The following is a 21294-nucleotide window of genomic DNA, read 5'->3' as shown; positions in this document are numbered from 1 at the left end:
GGTGTTTTAGTGATGTTTGTACCAACCGACGTTCTTGATGTCATTCCAGCTATTGGTTTTATGGCAGAGAAAGCATTGAGAAACCTCGGCATGCATCACGCCCGATACTTTCATTGACACCATCTTGAAATGTTCCATGTAATGGCTCGGCGGGGCTTGATGACATTGCGCGCACTCTGTAGACGTCGCCGCCGGATGTTGGAATTCGGGTACGGCCCATGCGACCGTTGAGTGGCAAATGACGCAGTCGGTGCCAAAGAGGCCGCGATGCGGTTCCTCGTTGCTGTGACAGCTAGCGCAGTTTAAAGGGGTTTCGAGCACAGATATTCTTTTATGCGGTGCTGCCAGATTTTCCATCCACTCGCGCTCTTTAGGTGGCAAATGCTGCCGACCAATTTTGGCCAACACCTTATGATCCATATTTATGGGGCGCTGATTATTCCCCAGATGCTCTACATGGCAACTGCTACAACTACCGATATCTGCGTGAAAAGCGGTGGACTGTGTCCCCAGCAAGGCCTTATTGTTGGCGTGGCAGACGATACAATTGTTTGCCTCTACACCTTTGACTGACGTATGACAAGCAGCGCAGTCGTGCTCGAGGAAAGCATGACCACCCGTCAGCGGACCGGGGTTTGCCATGCGTTGCCAGGTTATTTTATCAAGTAGGCCCGAGGCCTTGCCGCCAGGATGCGCACCACCGTAATAGACCCACATTGACAGGGCACCCATGACAACTAGCGCGACTAAAAAATGTGGCCAAAGCTTCATGTAAACCACCGTAAACCGAAGTAAATACCTGCCCATACATGCAGAGCCAGCAGCAGGTACAGAACAAAAGCAATGGTAATGTGAAAGCGCAGCCACCACTGGAAGGCGGATTTGAACCATTGGTGCATCTTCACTGCATACTCAATCTCTGCCATGGCATCCACCAGTGCAAGCGCCCGCATCGGTGGAGGGCTTTCTTGTCCCAGCTGATTTCTCAGAATCAGCTTATTGGCAATCCAGCGTGTGAAAAGCCCTGTAAATGAACGCAGCATCGCGGCATGTCCCGGATCTCCGACCAATTCCGCAGCCACTTGGCGGTAACTGATTTCCAGTTGGGTAAGGGTTTCTTTTTTCTCACGGATGGTGTCGGAGAGGCGAGTCAACAGGTAGCGACCAACAAACCCGCTGAGGACAACAATCAGGGTCATGACGGTGAGTGCGATACCCAATGCACTATCGAATTTGTGGCTGGAATGGAATATGACGAGAATGGGTCCCAGCACACCGGCATAAATATGCCAGGTTAACAATGTTCGCATCGACACGAACCTCGTAACCCACCGGTTCAGGATTTTGATGCGTTTTACGATGAGGTAGGCCAGCGGAATCAGCATCAGCACCGCTCCCGACACACCAAGCACCCCACCGATAGCACTACCAGGAAAGCGGGGCGAGCGATGGAAAAGGAATCCCAACCAGAAAGCCAGCAACAGCAGGACAAGTGCAGTGACGATAAACCGTTCGCGTTCTTTCATGCCTTTACCGAAATGTCGCAATTGGCTTTGGCTTGGCAGGCCAATATTAGGTTTTTTTCCTTATCCCCCGGCTCCAGGCCGTCTTCAACGTCCATGCTAACTTCACCAGCAAGTAGCTCTACCCGGCAAACCCCACATATGCCGGCGCGGCAGGAGTAATCGATGTCCACGCCCAATTCTTCAGCCACATCGAGCACAACTTTATCAGGAGGAAGGGGTCCCGCTCTGTCCGAATCCGTGAAGGTAACCGTGGGAAGCCCAGGCTTGGGAGAACTGGGGCCTGCGGTCTTCTGATCAGCGCTCGGCAAGCGTTCCTGTTTGCCAAGAGCTGGACCGAATGCCTCTGTTTTAATGCGGTCTTTAGGTATGCCAAGTTCTGAGAGAATCTGCTTCGTCGCCTCCATCATTGGGACAGGACCGCAAATATGGATATAGCGTGACGGCAAATCCGGGATTGACTCGGCCAGCAACTCTTTGGTGATGCGCCCCTGAGGGCCAGCCCATTTTTCCGCCCCGCTTTGCGATACTGTAATGACCACCTGAAGATTGGTGTGACGGCGCCTCAAATACTCCAGTTCTTCTCGAAAAATGATGTCCTCTGGTGCACGGCAACCATAAACCAGGAAAATGTCACCTTCCCAACTACGATCCAGAAGATAGCGCAATACACTCATAAGTGGCGTGATGCCAACACCTCCGGCAATCAGAACAATGCATTTGCATTCCCGGCCTGTGAAAACAAACGAACCGGCCGGTCCCGAGAGATCCAGCAAGCTACCTTCGTGGATCTCGGAATGGAGATAACCGGACACCACACCCTCAGGCGCATGTTTGACAGTGATTTCGATGTAATCCCGTTGTGTCGGCGAAGAGGCGATCGTATAGCCACGGCGAACAGTTGCTTCACCGTGTGGCACTGTGACTGTGATGAATTGCCCGGGCAGGTAATCGAAGGGCAGCATCCCTCCGACCGGATTCACGAGCCGGAACGTTTTGACGTCGCCGGTCTCCTGGAAAATACGACTGATGCGCAGCTGCCCCGACCAGGGTCGTCCAGACGCGGTAGTCTCGGCAGATCCTGGGAATTGGATTGGCGGCGGCATTGGGGCCTGCAGAGGTGAAGGCTGCCGCGCTGGCGCCGCTAAACTGCTCAGGAGCTGCGAGGCCCGGCGCATCTTGAGTATGTACAACCAAAAGAAACTGGCGATGAGTGCCGCCGAGCTGAGCATGATCCAGAAATGGAACCAGGTCATACCCATGACCCCCGTGTTTGCAACAGGCGGGTTTGGCACAGGCAGTTCCATTTCGCGTCGGAACCAGTCGAGAGCAACGGCCTGCGGATCGTCGGTGCCGACCAACACCTGATGAGCCGCCAACCCACTCTCGAATCGTGCCATACCTTCATGCAGCAGGCTCACGGCCTGCTGCATCAGTTCATAATCATTGGAGGATGCAGAATCGGCGAGGCGGGTGAGCCCGTCGGTCATCAGTGCCGTGCCACTGGCCATACGTTCATGGGCAGCGGCTTCCACCTCCGCCCGTTTTTCGGGCGGAAGATCAGACAACGTCATGAGTGATGGGTAAATCTCTTTCGGGGGAGGTACACCCATTTGGCGCATCATCTCTCCCATGCCTTCCATCATGCCGGTACTTTTTCCGACAACCGGAGAAGCTGGTGTGAATTGTGGTGGTGGGGCCGCTACGTCTGGGTGATGAGCTTGATGATCCTCCGGGGAGACCTGAGCCTGAATGGGGCCGGACAAAAAAACAGTTGCTACGATCAGGTATATCGTTGCCCGCTGTAATAGTTCGGAAAAGCGTTGGAAAGCGGCCAAAGGTAACCACCTATTCAGTTTTAGAGAGCTGGATACTTCCCAATATGACGTATGTTTTTTGCAATGAGCCATGAGGTTTGGGTTCCGGCTTCAGTAAACGTTATATTGCGATGATGATATTACTGGTCGGTTTGCGAGCTCGGTCAGGAATGTAAACTGCCTTTCCGGTAGCGTGCAGGCAAAGGCAGTTAGCATTTTTTCTTAAGCAATTACTTACTGCTTGGCGGATTTTTCATGCAACTCAGCCAAGGCATCGTACTCTTCGGCTACAGATTGCTGAAGCTTGATGACACGTTCACAATGTTTTTGTGTGGATTTTCCGGCAGCCATACCCTTCATTTGAGCGTGACTATGGCGATATTTGTCTTTCATTTTCTCATGCAGACTGGCCTCTTCTCGCGCCTCACCGGCCTTTTTTCGGTAATAGTCGGCAATCGCCTTATGATCTTCTGGCTTATCGGCCATGCTGTTCAGCAGTTCCATGATAGGTTCTTCGGCAGGTTGGGTTTGTGCCTGAGCCTGAGCCTGGAAAGAAAATACCAGCGCTGTTGCCACAATCAGATTGAAAAACAATTTAGAAAATTTCATATGTCTATCTCCGTTTTGATGAAAAATTACGCCGGATAACCCGGCATGTAAAAAACCTGTTTCTATTGAGTGCAATGACAGTTGTGTACCTGTTTTACTTTTGCGCTTGTCGCCTTCGCGCGATGTCAGAAAAGTGAGCAAGGAGGCTTACATATGGCCACCAGACATACCCATACCACCTTTCATCTGACCCATCATTTGTTCCATCATTTTATGCATCATGTCCATGCGATCATTCATCATGTCCATGCGTTTTTCGGCGTTCATTGTGTCTTTTTGAGAATCATTTTTCATATTCTCACTTATCATCTGCATGCCGTGCTCCATGGCTGTCATGTGCTCCTGCATAAGCTTTTCGCGGACTTCAGGATTCTGTTCTGATCGGATGCGCTCCATCAGCCCTTTCATTTTTTCCATTTGGGACTGCAGGTCGGGCATTTGAGTGGATTGTGTCGACATGCCGCCAGCCTGCGTAGCCGGGTCACTTTGAGTATGTCCGCTTTGGGAAAACGCCGGCATAGCGAAAATACTTGTTAACGCTAACGCTGTGATAATCTTTTTCATTGATGTCTCCAAAATTGCTATTTAAAACAACGTAATTGACAGCTTGTAAATGGCCAGCCGCAGATTAATCAATTCGAGCCCAGGCCAAGTTGATTTGAAGCAAGCTTTCGCCAGAAGCATGCGGTTTTAATTTACGAGCCGCTGCGCTGAGTTACAGCATAAGCAGGACTCACACATCTCAGGATGTCACCAAACAATGAGCATAAAGTGTTTCCCGTCCATGTCACCGCCATGATCATAAGTTATCCTCGTAAGAAGTCTCGCAATCAACTAAAACTGGTGGATATGCTTTATATCTCGTCCTCTATTTTTGAAGCTCTACGATGTCATTTTTTGCAATGTCACCTTCAATAACACGCGCTTTTGCGAAGTGATCATCAATGATATTTACAATTTTCACCTTGCCTACCGGCACTCGGCGAACGTTTGACGCCCCTTCTTCAACAACACCTTCTGCAAATACTACCCGGTACGCACTCAACAGCTGCCCAGGTTCGGCACCGTCGCGTTTACCTACACATACTACCACATCGGACGCCGTAGACTGAACTACCTGGCCTCTCATGATTTGGCCGTGATAGAAGGGGCTATTGGCGCAGCCTGCAAGCCACAGGATGGCTGTTCCAAGCACCAGGACGCGTACAAACGGATTTTCATAGCGGACTCCTTTTTGAGTTGTCGCTGATAGGGGGAAGTGCGTGGCTAAAAAGTTTTACCCATTTGGTACCTCCGAGGTTAGTCGCTTATGTCTGTCACAAACATGACCCCAAGATGACGATGTTGTAATGTTTAAGCCATGTTGATGCGTGCAGTCGGCGTGCTTGATGGAGAATGGCATTAACTCCTTTCATAGTGTTCCTTCTTGATATTGGTGTGTCTGCTGTTCCACACGAGCGAATACCTCGGTGCTGCCATCGTGCTTCAATAACAACACCTGATACGGTATGAACTTATCGCCCACTTCCATCCCGGGGCTGCCCACCGGCATGCCGGGCACGCTCAGGCCAATTGCATCGGCAGGAGGATTATCCAGAAACTGTTGGATGTAGCGGGCCGGAATATGGCCTTCAAACACGTAGCCCCCTGGGGAGACGGCCGTGTGGCAGGAACGCAAATTGGTCGCGATGCCGTGCTGATCCTTAAAGCGTTCAAGATTCGCCGGATGACGTGTTTCAGTGGTAAAGCCCGCTCTTTCTATGTGACTGATCCACTCCTTGCAACACCCACAGGTTGGGCTTTTATAGACCGTCAGAAATGTAGTTTCCGTGCTGGCGGTAATCTCCAGACCCCCTCTATCTGGGGAGGAAGGCGCACTCGTCGGATCTGAAGTGTCACAGCCAGTTAGGAATACCAGAAAAAACAGGCCCATGAGTGAGCCAGCTACGCGTAGTAATGACATGATCTTGTCTCCGAATGGATTGATATCCAGGTCGCATCAATCGCTTAGTAGGCAGCGAGCTGTAATATACTCCCCGCCTTAAAAAAATCTGACCGGTTTTTCATAACCCTTCCTTGAGAAGTTGAGGTTTCAGGCTCGGCAGCCAGGCTGGCACGCGTCCCTGATAATCGCGATAGTGTTCCCCAAACTCTTCCAGCGCGCGTTGTTCCTCACGTTTGGCAAGGCGGACATAGACCACAAGCAATACGGGGAACATGATCAGCGTCGGGATCGTAGGCCATTGAAGTAAAAAACCAAACATGATCACGATGAACGCAAGGTACTGCGGGTGTCGGCAGCGGGCATACCAACCGCTGTTCGCCAATTGGCGGTTTTGCTGTGCCTTGTGCAATACACTCCAGGCGGACGCCAGCATAAAGAATCCCAGAACAATCAGGATATTGCTCGCCAGATGCAGGGGATCAAAGTGCGGATTACCGTCCAGTCCAAGGAGCGTATGCAGCAAGTGGCCGTTGTCGTGTGATAGGAAGTCCACGCCGGGGTACTTTTCCGCCAGCCAACCGGAGAGAAAATTGATGCTTAACGGAAACCCGTACATTTCAGTAAACAAGGCCACGATAAAGGCAGAAAACGCGCCGAGACTCCGCCAATCCAGCTGGCTTTGAGGTTTGACGAAGCTGAAGGCGAAAAAAATAAAAATGGCGGAGTTGATCAGAACGAGGCTCCAAAGGCCGTATGCAGATTCACCGTGCATTGTTGTTCTCCTCCTCGTCCGAAAGCTCGTCCCATGCACCTCACCTTGGAAGCGGTGAGGTGCATGGGACGAGCTTTCGGACTGGGTTTCCTCTGAGTGATGATGCCCATGCCTACCATGCATAAACAGGTGCATTAACGGGCAGGCCAGCAAGATCAGGTAAGGCAGAAACGGCAGGACATGGTCGCGATGTTCGATCAGCAGAAAATAACTTGCTGCGCCGATCAGGCCTATCGCGGCCAAACCTTTGGAAGTCAACCAGAAGGAGCCTGAATGCTTGTTCATTGATCAGCTCCGGTGATTTTTCGCTGCCGCAGACGTAGCGCGTTACCCACCACCGACACGGAGCTCAGGCTCATGGCCAGTGCGGCAATCAGCGGCGACAATAGCCAGCCGGTTACCGGATACAGCACACCGGCGGCTATAGGCACACCCAAAGCGTTGTAAAGAAAAGCGAACATCAGGTTCTGGCGCATATTTCGAACGGTGTCCAACGAAATCCCACGCGCCACGGCGATACCGCGTAGATCACCCTTGACCAGGGTCAGTTGCGCCGTGCTCATCGCCACATCCGTCCCCGTACCCATAGCAATGCCGACATCGGCGCGGGCCAAGGCGGGTGCGTCGTTGATGCCGTCACCGGCCATGGCCACCTTGCGTCCATTAGCCTGCAACTGTGCCACCAGTTTGTCCTTGTCTTCTGGACGTACCTCGCCGTGTACCTCGTCGATACCAAGCGTTTGCGCTACTGCCTGGGCAGTGGTGAGACCATCACCGGTGGCCATAACGATATGCAGGCCTTGAGTGCGCAGTTGCGTGATGGCTTCAGGGGTGGATGTCTTGATGGGATCGGCGACCGCCAGCAAGCCTACCAATTGCGGACCAGCCGAAAGGTACATCACACTGGCGCCTTGGGTTCGCAGCGCCTCTGCTTTATCAGACATGCCGCGCCAGTCGATTTGCAGCTCATCCATCAGTGCAGTATTACCCAGCGCGAGAGACTGCCCATCCACATGTCCGCGCACACCAATACCGGAACTGGATTCGAAGTCATTGACAGTGCTCAAGGTCAATTTCCGATTGTGTGCCTCAGCCACAATGGCGTGAGCGAGCGGATGCTCGCTCCCCTGGTCGAGACTGGCGGCCAAACGCAGCACCTCGTCTGAGCTGCTGCCGGGTGCTGCCGCTGCAGACAGGAACGCTGGCTTGCCCTGAGTCAGTGTTCCTGTTTTATCGACGATCAAGGTATCGACCTTACACAGCTGTTCAATCGCCGCAGCGTCTTTGAAAAGGACACCCCGGGTTGCTGCGTTACCGGTAGCCACCATCACTGACATGGGTGTTGCCAGGCCCAGTGCACAAGGGCAAGCAATAATTAATACCGCCACTGCGTTGATTAGGCCAAAGGCCCAGCTGGGTTCGGGGCCAAACATCCCCCACAGAATGAAAGTGGCCAGTGAGACCGCGATAACCACCAATACAAAATAACCGGCGACCACATCAGCCATACGCTGCATTGGTGCTCGAGATCGCTGAGCATTAGCCACCATCTGTACGATCTGAGAAAGCACCGTGGCCGATCCGACTTTTTCCGCGCGCATGATCAGGGCGCCGCTGGTATTGAGTGATGCGCCGATGACCGCATCGCCGGTACGCTTGCTGACCGGCATGGGCTCACCAGTCAACATGGATTCATCAATGGCACTCTCACCTTCCAGCACCACACCATCGACCGGCACTTTTTCACCAGGGCGAATACGCAGGCGATCGCCCGGATGCACATGGGTCAGCGGAACATCTTCTTCCGTCCCGTCATCCCGTAAACGTCGCGCCGTCTTGGGCGCCAGTCCCAGCAGCGCCCGAATTGCCGCACCGGTTTCGGAGCGGGCTTTCAGTTCCAGCACCTGACCCAGCAGGGTCAATGAAATGATGACCGCCGCCGCCTCAAAATATACGGCCACATGGCCGGCCTCACGAAAGGACGTGGGGAAAATATCCGGGGCGAGCACAGCAACTACGCTGTACACATAAGCCGCACCAGTACCGGTACCAATGAGCGTCCACATATTCGGTGCGCGCAAGCGGATGGAGTGCAGCCATCTCACAAAGAAAGGCCACCCTGACCACAGTACCACTGGCGTCGCCAGCAGCAGCTCTACCCATGGACGAGCGCCACCCAGCAAGTTGTCGAAGGCGCCGCCCGACATGGCAATGAGAGTAACCAGCACAGTCAATGGCAAGGTGTACCAGAATCGGCGACGGAAGTCCGCCAACTCGGGATTTTGTTCGGTTTCCGCACTGGGCATGATCGGTTCCAGCGCCATACCGCACTTGGGACATGTACCCGGCCCCGGTTGCCGAATCTCCGGATGCATCGGGCAGCTGTATTCGACGTTGCTCTTCGTTTCGTTCGGCGTGTTGTGAACGACTGGTGTTATCGGCTTTTCGAGGTAATCCGTGGGGCCGGCGACGAACTTTTCCCGGCAAGAGGCACTGCAAAAAGAATATACCTCGCCTCGAAATTCAGCCTTGTGAGATGACGTGGCAGTCACAGCCATACCGCATACAGGATCGGTCAGTGTACCGCCGGTGTTTGAATGATGATGCGCCATTGGCGTCCTCCCCCTTTAATGATGTTCGGCCTGATCATCGCCACGCGCCGTCAGGATTTGATATTGCTCCGGTGTCAGCTCCGGCAGGCGCTTCAGAAAGGCCACCATGTTCCAGATACGTTCATCGTCATGACCAGGGCCCCAGGCAGGCATGCCGGATGCTTTGATACCGTGCTTGATGATCCAAAAGCGTCGCTGGTCCTGTGCCTTGTTGGTACCGCCACCATCGTCGTTACGGGTCAGGTTGGGCGGTGCTGGGTAAAGCCCCAGAGTAAAGTCGCTCTGCGTTTTGCCGGGTTTCAAATGGCATCCTGCGCACATGTCGTTGTAGTCCGCACCGCCTGAGAGCAGACGATCGGAGGAATCCAAATCCGCAGGTACTTCTAAGTTGGCTGCCGCGCGTGCGATAGAACGCTCACGCAAGGTTTCCAACATCCAGTAGGTGACGCGGTTATGAGGCACGTCTGCACCCATTGGATACCACCCTGAGTAGAGAAATGCTGTGCCGGCTGCAATTACGATAACTGTTATTGCCAACAGACATTTGATGCAGGACAGTGATTTGCCAGCAGTCATGAGTCCTCCTTAAAAAGTCTGGCCGTTGCCTACAGGAAAAGACAAGGCCAGGCTATATCATTAGTGCTGATGCTCGGATGGCTTTTTGTTGTCCTGCCCGTGCTTGCCATGATCCTCGTTGGGAGTTGAAGAGTCCGATGCTTCCTCTTCCTCATCATGGTGCATGTCCTTCATGCATTTCTGCATCATGGCCTTCATCACTGGATCGTTCATGTCCATCTTGGAATGATCCATGTCTTTCATGGCCTTACAATCGGGTTTTTCGGCGTCTTGCATATGCTCCTTGGGATCGTGCGCTTGCACCGACAGAGCGATAATCAGGACAGGCAATGCCGCCAAACGGGAGAGGGATTTCAGTTTCATGAGGTTGACTCCTTAAGTCACAGTAGAAAATAGGTTTAGAGCCAGAATTTCAATCCGACGACCCACAGCGTGTCAGCATCCGGTTCATCGGCAGCACGGGCAAAATCAGCCGTACCGCCAAACTTGCTTGTCCATTCAACGCCGACATAGGGCGCAAATTGGCGCGAAAACTCATAGCGCAGTCGAAGTCCCAGGGCCGCATCAGACAGTCCGCTGCCCAAACCGTTGTCCACATCATCCTTGCCATACAACGTAATTTCGGCACGGGGCTGCAGGATCAGGCGTTGACTGAGCAACAGTTCATACTCGGCCTCCATGGAGAGTGCGGTGCGGCCGCGCTCGCCGACATAGGCAGTGATATCCAATTCAAACCAGTAAGGCGCCAACCCCTGAAGGCCGAATGCCAGCCACTGACGATCCTTGCCCTCGTCGTACTGGTCAAACCGGGCACCGACCTGGCCATCGAAGTAGGCGCTTATGGCGTGACTCCACAGCAGATCCGCCCGACTTTCTTCCAAGCGCCCATCAGCAATATCACCTTCCAGTTTGAGCGCAAGACGATCATAGGTTGTGCCGTACCAAGCTTGAACATCGAATACCATCACCTCATTGTCGGGGTCGTATTCCAACCGATCCCCCAACACGGCCCAAAACCGGTGCTCATCGGCCAGTACGAGAGTGCGGGTAGTGGAAAGCGCGTAGGGACCCTCGGTTAGGGTGAAACCGCCGGACCAGGCGTGTGGATCTCTGGCATCGGGGGACGCAGTAGCCCCTTGCATTTGCATGTCGCCATGATCCATTGATTCCATATTCTCTTGCGCAGGGACTGACGAACTGATGGTACCGCCAGCGTGATTGGCATGATCTGATGCTGTTTGACTGTTTACTTGACTGGCGGGACTGGGTTGCCCGGCATGACCTGAGTGATTTTCATGAACACTCTGAGCCGCGATAGGGAGTGCTGTCAGGGATATGACCAAAGCCAATCCGGCCTGAACCCAGACAAAAGGAAACGAAATCATACTCATGCGACCACCACCTCACGGAACATACCCGCGTCCATATGAAACAACAGGTGGCAATGCCAGGCCCAACGACCCAGATCATGAGGTGTCGTCAAAAAACTGATGCGTTGAGCTGGCTGTACGGGGATCGTGTGGCGTCGTACCCGCAGTTCGCCCTGGTCGGTTTCCAGATCACTCCACATACCGTGCAGATGCATAGGGTGGGTCATCATGGTGTCGTTTTGCAGAATAATTCTGACGCGCTCGTTATGGCGCAAATACACCGGCGTGCTTTTACCAAATTCCAGCCCATCAAATGACCAACTGTAACGCTCCATATTGCCGGTCAGATGCAGCTCAATTTCCCGAGAGGGCGCTCGCCGGTCATCCAATACGCCGGTGACGGATTTTAGATCCGCTAATGTCAGCACTCGACGGCCATTGTCTCTAAGGCCAATACCCGGATCGTCCAAATTGGTGCGTGGCATATCCACTCTCATGTCAGTGGAGGATCCGTACTCGGTGCGCGCATGGCGCACCACTTGCGAGGGCCTGAGCAGTGGGTTAACGGTATGTGATGGCATGCCGTGCGTGCGGTGATCCATCGCCATCCCGCCATGCGTCTGGGAATGACCCATACCGGAATGGCCTATGGTGCCGTTCGATGTGGGCGAGTGGTTTGTATTACCGTGTGTCATGGACCCCATCATGTCAGCCATGCTCAACCACTCCACCGGATCGAGTTCCGGGACCGGCGCAGACAATCCCTGCCGAACGGCGAGCGAACCCCGGGCGTAGCCGGTTCGATCCATGCTTTGGGCAAAAATGGTATGAGAATCGTTATCAGGCTCCACTACTACGTCATAAGTCTCCCCGGGACCGAAGCGGAATTCATCCACGGACACAGGTTCGACGTTCTGGCCGTCAGCCTGAACCACCGTCATTTTCAATCCGGGGATGCGCACGTCGTAAAAAGAATTGCTGGCCCCGTTGATAAAACGTAGGCGAATTCGCTCGCCTGGCTGAAACAGGGCGGTCCAATTGCCATTGGGCGTGATGCCATTCATGAGATAGGTCAGTGTCGCTGCCGACAGATCTGCCACGTCCGTCGGGTTCATCCGCATGGCGTTCCACATCTGGCGCTTTTCAAAGGCGGCTTTCAGTCCTGATGCAGAGACATCACTGAAAAAATCGGGAAGCGTGGGTTGGTTAAAATTGAAAAAGTCACTTTGCACTTTCAATTTCGCGAAGACCGACATGGGATCATCGTCGGTCCAGTCGGACAATTGCACCACGTAATCCCGGTCTGTCCGGATGGTTTCAACCTCGCGTGGTTCAATAATCAGCGCGCCGTACATCCCAGTCATTTCTTGAAACCCGCTGTGAGAGTGATACCAATAAGTGCCACTCTGCTGGAGCCTGAAACGATAAACAAAAGTCTCACCGGGGGCGATTCCACGAAAGCTGATGCCGGGTACGCCATCCATCTGGAACGGCAAAATAATACCGTGCCAATGTATGGAAGTCGGAACGGTAAGGCGGTTGGTTACCCGGATGGTCACGTCGTCGCCCTCTCGGAAACGAAGTGTCGGGGCGGGAATAGAACCATTGATTGTGGTTGCCATGCGTATGGCACCGGTGAAATTGACGGGCATCTCTTCAATTACCAGATCTACTTCTCGACCGCTCAAAATCGGCGCAGAACCGGTCCGGATACTTGGGTTATCTCGTCCCCTCGCATGTAACCATCCCGGTGCCCAGGCCAAAACACCGCCGGCGGCCAATCCCTGCACGAAGCGTCGCCGAGAAAGGTTCAACGGCCTGTTTGGTCTGTTCATTCGGATTCCTCATTCTGTCATTGTGACGGGTCAATTTTTTCGAGGCTTTCAACATAATCAATGCACCCTGTCATCAACATGACCACAAGATGACAATATTGTAATCTTTATGTCATGTGGCTGTGCGAATCGGCCCATTAGACTGAAAGGCCAGTTCAGAAGGGGAACCTGACTATGCGTCTGCTTGTAGTAGAGGACGAAGTAAAAACCGGTGATTACCTGCGGCAGGGCCTGGCCGAGGCCGGCTTTCTGATCGTGCTCGCGCGCAATGGGTTGGATGGACATCATTTGGCCATGACGGAAGCTTTTGATCTGATCATTCTCGATGTGATGCTGCCCGATGTGGAGGGCTGGCGCATCGTGCAATCCCTACGCGAGGCGGGACACCAGACCCCGGTATTGTTTCTCACGGCACGCGACAGCGTGGATGACCGTGTCAAAGGACTGGAACTGGGTGCTGATGATTATCTCGTCAAGCCTTTTGCATTTTCAGAGCTGCTGGCACGGGTGCGGACACTCCTGCGCAGGGGAACGGTACCTATGCTCACCGATCACTTGCAGGTGGCGGATCTGATACTGGATCTACCACGCCGCCGCGCCAGTCGCGGCGGCACAAAAATCACACTCAGCCAGAAAGAATTTGCGTTGCTGGAACTATTTGTGCGTCGCCAGGGGGAAGTATTGCCACGCTCCTTGATTGCTTCCCAGGTGTGGGACATGAATTTTGACAGTGACACGAACGTAATTGATGTCGCTATTCGTCGCTTACGCGCCAAAATCGACGACAACTTCGAGCCAAAACTCATCCACACCGTTAGGGGGATGGGTTACAAACTCGATGTGGAAAACGATGATGCGTAGAAAAAAATCGTGCCCCAGCCCACTCACGTCGCGGGTCCTGGCGTTTGTGACCCTGGCAACTGGTCTCAGTCTGGTGTTGAGTAGCCTGCTAGTGTTGCAGTCGATCCGAGATCACTTTGCGGAGCAGGATGTCGACGAGCTACGCACCATCGTTCAATCCATAGAGCACACTCTTAGTACTGCACTGGAAAACGGCGCCTCCATAGAGGAGTCCCTGGCAAGGGCCGTTGCCGGTCATCATGGGGTTTATTTTCAGGTGGAAGATGACGATGGTACCTTGTTGTTTCGCACTCCCGGAATTGACTTTTTTGACGGGGCTGCCGCGCTGTCACCGGTGCGCGTCATCGATGAAGACCATGTTTCCGTGTGGGCCAGCGGCGGCAAAAATTTTCGAGGCGTGGTCACCACTCTGACAGCAAGGTCGGAAATCTATCGAATCACTGCCGCTATCGATCTTGATTTTCATCTGTTTTTTCTGCACAGCTTTCGCAATAGCCTATGGCTGATCATGCTCGGAACCGGGGCCATCACACTGCTGGCTGCCTGGTTTGGCATCCACCAGGGGCTTTTGCCGTTGAGGAGTTTGAGTGAGGGTATGCGCAAGATTCAGGCTAATCACCTTGATGAACGCCTCGACGCGGATACCTTGCCCACTGAACTCAGGGAATTGGCCGTGTCGTTTAATCAAATGATTGGACGCCTGGAAGAAGGGTTTGAGCGCCTATCAAACTTTTCAGCCGACATCGCGCATGAACTGCGGACGCCGCTGACGAACCTGATTACCCAAAGTCAGGTTGGTCTCAGCAAACCGCGATCAGCGGATGAATACCGTGAATTGCTGTATTCCGGCCTGGAGGAGCAAGAACGGATGTCCAAAATGGTTAGTGACATGCTTTGGCTGGCGAAGAGCGATAACGATTTGATCAAACCTGTATTTGTCCCATTAGACCTGACTCAAGAGTTTAAAGAGCTGTTCGAGTTTTTTGATGCACTGACAACGGAACATCAGGTGCAACTGGTGTTGGAAGGTAACGCTCCCGTCGTGAGAGGTGACCGCGCGCTACTGCGCCGAGCGTTCTCGAACCTTCTATCCAACGCCATACGCTACACCCCACACGGAGAAATCATTAGAATCCACTTGTCAGTGGATGAAGGCGCACATGCCACCGTTTCAATTGCCAATCCCGGCGAGGATGTTCCAGCCGAGCATTTGCCGAAACTATTTGATCGATTTTACCGGGTAGACCCATCCCGCCAGCGACAAAGTGAAGGTACCGGCCTGGGGTTGGCCATCACCAAGGCTATAGTGGAGTCTCATGATGGGGTTATCAGTGCGCAATCCGGGAACGGAACCACTTGTTTCGTTGTTTCGCTTCCCTCTCTCTAGTCTGATTTATATATAGGGGTCTTCACCAAATCGAGTGGGTAGATTAGCCTTGTCCTCATGAAAGATACACAGCTCTACAGCCAGATTCTGGGCATCCAGAAGCCCTGGAAGGTCACCTCGGTGAATGTGTCGCTTGCAGACGACGAGGTGGAGGTTCATGTGCAGCATGGCAACGGCAAGCTGACGTGCCCGAAGTGCGGGCAGGTCTGCCCAGTCGCTGTTGCCAGGGTCATCAGCACTAGCGCTATCATGCCATGATGTGACAGATGCCCCTGCTGAAGCCCTACACTGGCAACAACGAGGGCAACCTCTGCCCGTGGCAACAAGGCAAACCCAAGCAGCAAGCATTCTCGCACTGTCATGACGCCAGCGAGCACCCAGGGTGCAAGCAATTTTCCAATGACTGCAGCAGTAAAGACCCACAGCGCGTAATGGAGTAATCCCTCATCCTGTAGGTTAATGTCCGTAATCTCCAGCCCAATGGCCAGGAAGAACATAGGAGAAAGAAACTGACTGATTCCAGCAAAATAGCCGCTGTCGGAGGTGTTTCCATTATTGCCTCCTCCGGCGGCCTGGTCCTTGAAGCCAGCAACAACCGCCCCAGCGACAAAGCCCCCAACTACTGGAGAGAGACCGAATCTCGCTGTTACCCAAGCGGACAACATTGCCATCGCAATAGCCATTGACCGCCGGAAATCTATGAATCGATCTACCGAGAAATGTTTAATTAACGCATTGAACACACAAAGAATCCCGCTTAATCCCGACAAGACGAGTAGACTCAATAACAGAGAGAACAAAATGACGCTCACACCACCGTCATTGATCAGGCTTGCGTGGGTGATCGACAATAAATACATCACCAGAATGTCATCAACAATGGCTGCCGCCAACAGGATTTGCCCCACCCTGCTTTTAAGTACCGATGCATGACTCATCAAAGCGACACTGAGACCGATACTGGTAGCAGACGGGGCAATACCGACATACAGAGCTTCATCAATATCTTTCGACAGGAAATAGGCGGCGGTGAACCCAGCGACCAGACTGGTCACAATTCCCGACAAGCCCACTTCGATACCCGGCTTGATAGCAGCGGTAAAGTGTGGCCATTGAATGTTATAACCTGCTGAGAACAGCATTAGTATCACCGCGAGCTCAGACAGGGTATGTTCAAGATCACCAAGCTGAATTACCCGGACACCGGCTGGTCCCAGCAAAACACCGACGAAAATAACCACAGCTGCTTGCGGCAGTTTAAAACGTTCAAACACAGTACCGCAGGCCACCATCAGGAGTGACGCGGTTAAAAACAGGGTCAGGTTAAAGAACAAAGTTGATTTCCTTGCATGTTATCCTTTCATTAGTCTCACAGGTTTTCATACCGGCTTACGTCAAGCAGCCCCTCACTTTCGCCATCTTTCTGTTTGTAATAATGCTGTTTGTAATAGTGCAATCTATCCAAGACTGACCAAATTCTAGGATCAGTTCTGCGGACACCGTAACGAGCAACCCATTGATCCATACTCTTCGTATCCGAAACCTGTTTAGCCGCGTCGGCAAACTTGCCGATTTCACTTTGATCAATCCAAAAAATAAAATTGGGATAACTCCCCAGCAGCCCATTTACCAGCATCAATGTATCTTCTTCCGGAATACGGCGATCCTCCTCGCCAAATATAAATGAGACGTTCGCATGAGCCCTGTTGACAACCATCGAAATAACGTTCGTTATCTCTCCATGATCATCGTGAACTACCACATAACTCAACTCGGGAAGATAACGTAGCCAGAGTGACTTTTTGGCAGACAAGTTATCCAGCACTTTAAGATCAGAGGGCACATAATTCGTAGTAGGTCTAGCACTGTGCGTCGAGCGCATGGACCGAGTGCCGATCATCCTGATCAATTCATTTTTCGGATCTTTGCCGCCATAATGAATCGCTGCTGGTGTATCAATCAGCAAATGGGAATGACCATAAAACACCTTTGCCTGCGCCAACGCCCCTCGATACCAATGTTTAAGTATGGGTTCTCTATCGGCAACGGGTAGAAAGGAGAGAAACAACGCTTCGCTCTCCATCCGTAGATAATCCATGTACATCCGAGTCAGTATTTGATGCGAGACACTGCCAAACACATCGAAGTTAACCACTAGATCGTAATAGATACGCTCCAACGTCGGGTAATCAATAACCCAGACTGTATTAGGGCCTTCACCAATGAATCCTTCGGAAACTGAGGCACTGTCAAAATGCCTGAATACGGTCAATTGCGATATTGAATTGGCATCGCCTTTCCATATTGCTGATAGCGGTAGACCCTTTTTTGTGATTTCATGCGTACGATAAGCCTCATCACGGGGTTCTAGGGATTTTCCGTCCAAAAACGACAAAGTGCTCTGGAGGCCCCGCCGTCTGTGGCCTCCAGAGGGGTATTACTTTTTTCGAGATCCCTATTTGGGCTCTGTTTGAGTAAGATTTAGTCTTTTTGGGCTAAATCCATGGCATTCGAAGAACGTGTCCAAATCTTGTCCGAGGCAGAACAAGATGAGTTATATGGACCCCCCGCTTTCACCTCCGCCGACCAACGCTTCTTTTTCTCGCTGAACGATAAGGAACTGGCGATCGCTAAAAGCCTCCGTCATCGGGGCCAGCGTTACATGCTGGTGGTACTGCTGGGCTATTTCAAAGCCAAGCCGGTGGTGCTGAATCCCGGCTTTCATCAGATCAAGCAGGACCTCAAATACGTTTATCAAACCGTTCTACCAGGCCCAGGCTGTAGACCCTTTAATCTCACGCCAAAAGAGAACGAACGGATTTACCAACGTGTTTTCCAGCTCTGCAACTACCAGCGCTGGAATGTCAAAGACCATGGAGCGGCGTTGAGAGATTACTTATCCCAGCAAGCCAGAGCCTGGACAGCGCCTAGGCACCTCTTCGATGCGGCCATTGAATATTGTTCGGGGCAGAAGATCGCAATCCCTGCCTACAGCACGCTGCAAAAGATCATCAGTCAGGTGGTGGGAGACGAACAGGAACACATGGCCGCGCACCTTGAGCGTGCAATGTCACGCGGTCTTAAGCAAGCACTGGCGGAGCTCGTGAACGGCACAGGTCCACTGCCGTTCCGACAGTTGCGACAATCGGCTCGTAACTTCACCGGAACCGAGTTGGAGAAAGAACTGATTGTCTATCGCCATATCCAGCATTGGATGCCGGAAGTGGATCTGCTGTTGAGCACGCTATCACTGTCGCAGAAAAATCTGCAACACCTGGCAGAGAAAGTCGACTACTACGGTGCCAAACTGAAACGTCAAACCGTAGGCAGCCAATGGCTGTATTTATTGTGCTATCTTCAAACGCGATGGCAGCAAGCGCTGGAACGTATTGCCGATGGCTTTGTGCATCATGTCAGACAGACCAAACAGAAGGCAAAGGATTATGCGCAGGAAGCGGTGTTTAAGGATTGGCAAAAAGCAGCTAAAAATGTCAGCAAGGCAGCTGAAGTACTGCACCTGTTCATTGATGACAGCATTGATCTGCAACTACCGTTTGCAACAGTAAGACAGCAAGCACTGAGCCTGCTGACCAAAAGGGATCTGGAATCTGTATGTCTCTTCCTGAACGAGCAGCGACGATCGGTCGATGAAGCCATGTGGCAGTACTGCGACGAGAAAGAAAGTCTGCGGAAAGGTTTGCTGCGAGAGTTGTTCCTATGTCTGCGCTTCGAAGGCTGCGACGGCACCCAGCACTTAGCGGCCGCCTTGGCGAAAACACAAAACGAACTCAACGGCCAGGACGCTCAGTTGCAAACTGCCGACACCAGACTCCTTTCCAAAAAATCACGTGAATTCCTGCTGGATGGTGAAGGGAATATCCTGATCGATCGTTATGAGTGGTTCCTCTATCAACAGATTCCTGATCGCCTGAATGGCCAGCTGACGCTGCCTGATATCACTAAATACCGGGCACTCGACGCCGACCTGATCGACGGGGAACATTGGCGAAAAAACAAATATACGCTGCTTCAACAGAGCCATTTTACAAAATTAGCGGAGGAGCCTGAAAAGCTGATCAAACAGATGGCCATGGAATTGGATACCCGTTTGTACGAAGTCGGCGAATATCTTGAACAGGAAGACAACCGGAATATCATCTTGCGTAATCCGCAGGGTAAACGCTTCTGGCGCCTGCCTTCGGCCAGCAAACATCATCTGGTCAACAATCCCTTCTTCCAGCAAATTCCCACAACGGGGGTTGCGGATGTACTGCGCATGGTTGATCGTGACACCGGTTTCATTGACTGCTTCGCTCATGTGCTGGGTTCCCAATCCAGAAGCCGTTCCCATGAATATGACCTGTTGGCAATTCTGGTCGGCAATGCAACCAATCAAGGCATTTACGGCATGGCACAGATCTCTGATCGTACCTATGATCAGCTCAGCACTATCCAGGCGAACTATCTTCGCCTGGAAACATTGAATGCTGCTAACGACAACATCAATAACGCGACAGCCAAGCTACCCATCTTCCGGTACTACAACATCCAGGAAGATGTGATCCACGCCAGTGCCGATGGTCAAAAGTTCGAAGCCCGGCGCGAGACCTTCAAAACCCGTTATTCGTCGAAGTACTTTGGCACTCAAAAAGGTGTTTCTGCCATGACCTTGATCGCCAATCACGCTGCGATCAACGCCAGAGTGATCGGCGCCAACGAACATGAATCGCACTACATCTTTGATTTGTTGATGAGCAATACGTCAGACATCATTCCGGATGTGCTCTCAACCGATACCCATGGGGTGAACCATGTGAACTTCGCGTTACTGGATCTGTTCGGATACCAGTTTGCCCCACGCTATGCCCAGGTTGGCAAAGTGATCAATGACATGTTTGATGTCAAGGAAGACAAAGAACACCGAATTCAGCTGTGCTTAAAAAAGCCAATCAATACCCATCGTATTGCGCAGCACTGGGATACCATCCAACGGATTGCAGTATCACTTAAGCAGCGGAAAACAACGCAAGCCACCTTGGTGAGAAAGCTCTCGGAGTACAAGCGCAATCACCCGCTGCTGGAAGCCCTGACGGAATACAATCGCCTGGTGAAAGCGAATTATCTACTGTGCTACATCGATGATGCCAGTTTAAGAAACTATGTTCAGCGCGCGCTGAACCGGGGAGAGGCCTATCACCAACTGCGTCGGGCCGTGAGCAGCGTCAATGGGGATCAGTTCCGGGGCAGTTCAGACGAAGAAATCCAGCTATGGAATGAGTGCGCTCGCCTGGTCACCAATGCCATCGTTTACTTCAACTCCAGGATACTCAGCCAGCTGTTGACCAGCTTCGAATACCAAGGAGATACCAAGAGAATAGATATCGTCAAACAGGCATCCCCTGTGGCCTGGCACAACATTAACCTCAAGGGGACTTACCACTTCGAATTGAGCGAAAAATTGCCAGATCTGGAGGAGCTTATGCGCTCAATCGAGGGATATTTACCCGTCAGCGAAAAGTAATACCCCTCTGGAGGCCACGGACGGCGCGGCCTCCAGAGCACTTTGTCGTTTTTGGACGGAAAATCCCTAGAACCCCATCGAGGCGTGTGGTCCAACGCACCGCCCCCAGCCGCTGACTCAGGTTGCCATAACCATAGTGCAGATCCAGGTCATAGTCCGGGTGCTGGTCGAAGCGTCGCTGCTCCATAAAATAACCGGCTCCGATCTCGCGCCCGCCGCCCAGCCCCTGTTCCAGGTCAAGGTCCACCGAGCCGACCCAGGCCGAACCCGACTCCCGGGACACCGAATCCAACTCCTCGACAACCAGGTTGTCCTCGTGGCGTGCACCGGCCGACACCGACAGATCCACTGAGTCCCGCAGGCTATTCAACGGAGATTTTTCGGCGAGGGTCACCGACGAGGCAAGGCCCAGCAGGCACGAAGCCATGACACTGAGTCCAGTGGCACCGAGCCAACCGGAGCGGAG

General features: G+C 52.6%; 19 protein-coding genes and 1 pseudogene. 3 read left to right on the top strand and 17 right to left on the bottom strand.

The window, feature by feature from the left end:
* Positions 1-6 precede the first annotated feature (6 nt).
* The 14 genes and pseudogenes from OOT55_RS17000 to OOT55_RS16935 all read right to left on the bottom strand — a co-directional run bounded on the left by OOT55_RS17000 (position 7) and on the right by OOT55_RS16935 (position 13059).
* Positions 7-771: a cytochrome C gene (locus OOT55_RS17000; protein ID WP_265367023.1), complete on the bottom strand. Its 765-nt coding sequence runs from the start codon at positions 769-771 to the stop codon at positions 7-9.
* Complete coding sequence (locus OOT55_RS16995; RefSeq protein WP_228346322.1) at positions 768-1526, bottom strand: hypothetical protein; 759 nt, start codon at positions 1524-1526, stop codon at positions 768-770. The genes OOT55_RS17000 and OOT55_RS16995 overlap by 4 nt, the downstream gene beginning before the upstream one ends.
* Positions 1523-3433 (bottom strand): 2Fe-2S iron-sulfur cluster-binding protein, encoded by a 1911-nt coding sequence (locus tag OOT55_RS16990; protein WP_265367022.1) that lies wholly within the window; start codon positions 3431-3433, stop codon positions 1523-1525. The genes OOT55_RS16995 and OOT55_RS16990 overlap by 4 nt, the downstream gene beginning before the upstream one ends.
* A 141-nt stretch (positions 3434-3574) precedes the next feature.
* The gene (locus OOT55_RS16985; protein WP_265367021.1) at positions 3575-3949 is read right to left on the bottom strand and encodes a hypothetical protein; all 375 of its coding nucleotides are present in this window, start codon (positions 3947-3949) and stop codon (positions 3575-3577) included.
* A gap of 147 nt (positions 3950-4096) precedes the next feature.
* Positions 4097-4513 carry a hypothetical protein gene (locus OOT55_RS16980; protein ID WP_248492831.1) on the bottom strand — a complete coding sequence of 139 codons (417 nt, stop codon included), beginning with the start codon at positions 4511-4513 and terminating at the stop codon, positions 4097-4099.
* 304 nt (positions 4514-4817) lie between these two features.
* Positions 4818-5042, bottom strand: a complete 225-nt coding sequence (locus tag OOT55_RS16975; RefSeq protein WP_265367020.1) for a hypothetical protein — start codon at positions 5040-5042, stop codon at positions 4818-4820.
* A 318-nt stretch (positions 5043-5360) separates the two neighbouring features.
* Positions 5361-5912 (bottom strand): DUF411 domain-containing protein, encoded by a 552-nt coding sequence (locus tag OOT55_RS16970; protein WP_226070197.1) that lies wholly within the window; start codon positions 5910-5912, stop codon positions 5361-5363.
* Positions 5913-6012: 100 nt separating this feature from the next.
* Positions 6013-6666, bottom strand: coding sequence for a methyltransferase family protein (locus OOT55_RS16965; RefSeq protein ID WP_265368850.1), 654 nt, complete (start codon positions 6664-6666; stop codon positions 6013-6015).
* Positions 6667-6810: 144 nt separating this feature from the next.
* A pseudogene (locus tag OOT55_RS17880) lies at positions 6811-6951 on the bottom strand (DUF2933 domain-containing protein); the annotation flags it as partial.
* Complete coding sequence (locus OOT55_RS16955) at positions 6948-9278, bottom strand: heavy metal translocating P-type ATPase (protein WP_265367019.1); 2331 nt, start codon at positions 9276-9278, stop codon at positions 6948-6950. The gene OOT55_RS16955 and the pseudogene OOT55_RS17880, both read right to left, overlap by 4 nt.
* A 15-nt stretch (positions 9279-9293) precedes the next feature.
* The gene (locus tag OOT55_RS16950) at positions 9294-9854 is read right to left on the bottom strand and encodes a c-type cytochrome (protein WP_265367018.1); all 561 of its coding nucleotides are present in this window, start codon (positions 9852-9854) and stop codon (positions 9294-9296) included.
* 60 nt (positions 9855-9914) lie between these two features.
* On the bottom strand, positions 9915-10217 hold the full coding sequence (locus OOT55_RS16945) for a hypothetical protein (protein ID WP_265367017.1): 303 nt from the start codon (positions 10215-10217) through the stop codon (positions 9915-9917).
* A gap of 35 nt (positions 10218-10252) precedes the next feature.
* Positions 10253-11239: a copper resistance protein B gene (locus OOT55_RS16940; RefSeq protein WP_265368849.1), complete on the bottom strand. Its 987-nt coding sequence runs from the start codon at positions 11237-11239 to the stop codon at positions 10253-10255.
* A 2-nt stretch (positions 11240-11241) separates the two neighbouring features.
* Positions 11242-13059 (bottom strand): copper resistance system multicopper oxidase, encoded by a 1818-nt coding sequence (locus OOT55_RS16935; RefSeq protein WP_265367016.1) that lies wholly within the window; start codon positions 13057-13059, stop codon positions 11242-11244.
* 174 nt (positions 13060-13233) lie between these two features.
* Here OOT55_RS16935 and OOT55_RS16930 point away from each other — a divergent pair, with 174 nt between their 5' ends.
* Complete coding sequence (locus OOT55_RS16930) at positions 13234-13920, top strand: heavy metal response regulator transcription factor (RefSeq protein WP_265367015.1); 687 nt, start codon at positions 13234-13236, stop codon at positions 13918-13920.
* A complete protein-coding gene (locus OOT55_RS16925; protein ID WP_322113815.1) occupies positions 13898-15307 on the top strand; it encodes a heavy metal sensor histidine kinase in 1410 nt (469 codons plus the stop codon). The genes OOT55_RS16930 and OOT55_RS16925 overlap by 23 nt, the downstream gene beginning before the upstream one ends.
* A 155-nt stretch (positions 15308-15462) precedes the next feature.
* Here the strand turns inward: OOT55_RS16925 and OOT55_RS16920 are convergent, their stop codons facing one another.
* Both OOT55_RS16920 and OOT55_RS16915 read right to left on the bottom strand, forming a co-directional pair.
* Positions 15463-16641 carry a cation:proton antiporter gene (locus OOT55_RS16920; protein ID WP_265367014.1) on the bottom strand — a complete coding sequence of 393 codons (1179 nt, stop codon included), beginning with the start codon at positions 16639-16641 and terminating at the stop codon, positions 15463-15465.
* A gap of 35 nt (positions 16642-16676) precedes the next feature.
* Positions 16677-17702, bottom strand: coding sequence for a fatty acid cis/trans isomerase (locus tag OOT55_RS16915; RefSeq protein ID WP_265367013.1), 1026 nt, complete (start codon positions 17700-17702; stop codon positions 16677-16679).
* 108 nt (positions 17703-17810) lie between these two features.
* On the opposite strand from OOT55_RS16915, the gene OOT55_RS16910 reads away from it, so the two are divergent.
* A complete protein-coding gene (locus OOT55_RS16910) occupies positions 17811-20828 on the top strand; it encodes a Tn3-like element IS3000 family transposase (protein WP_259476907.1) in 3018 nt (1005 codons plus the stop codon).
* On the opposite strand, the gene OOT55_RS16905 is transcribed toward OOT55_RS16910, so the two are convergent.
* Positions 20815-21255 carry a hypothetical protein gene (locus OOT55_RS16905; protein WP_265367012.1) on the bottom strand — a complete coding sequence of 147 codons (441 nt, stop codon included), beginning with the start codon at positions 21253-21255 and terminating at the stop codon, positions 20815-20817. The two genes, OOT55_RS16910 and OOT55_RS16905, sit on opposite strands and share 14 nt — an antisense overlap.
* Positions 21256-21294: the final 39 nt, after the last annotated feature.

It is taken from the genome of Marinimicrobium sp. C6131 (genome assembly GCF_026153455.1).
GTDB lineage: Bacteria > Pseudomonadota > Gammaproteobacteria > Pseudomonadales > Cellvibrionaceae > Marinimicrobium.
The sequence above is the reverse complement of the archived record's forward strand: the minus strand, read 5'-3'. Positions and strand labels throughout refer to the sequence as shown.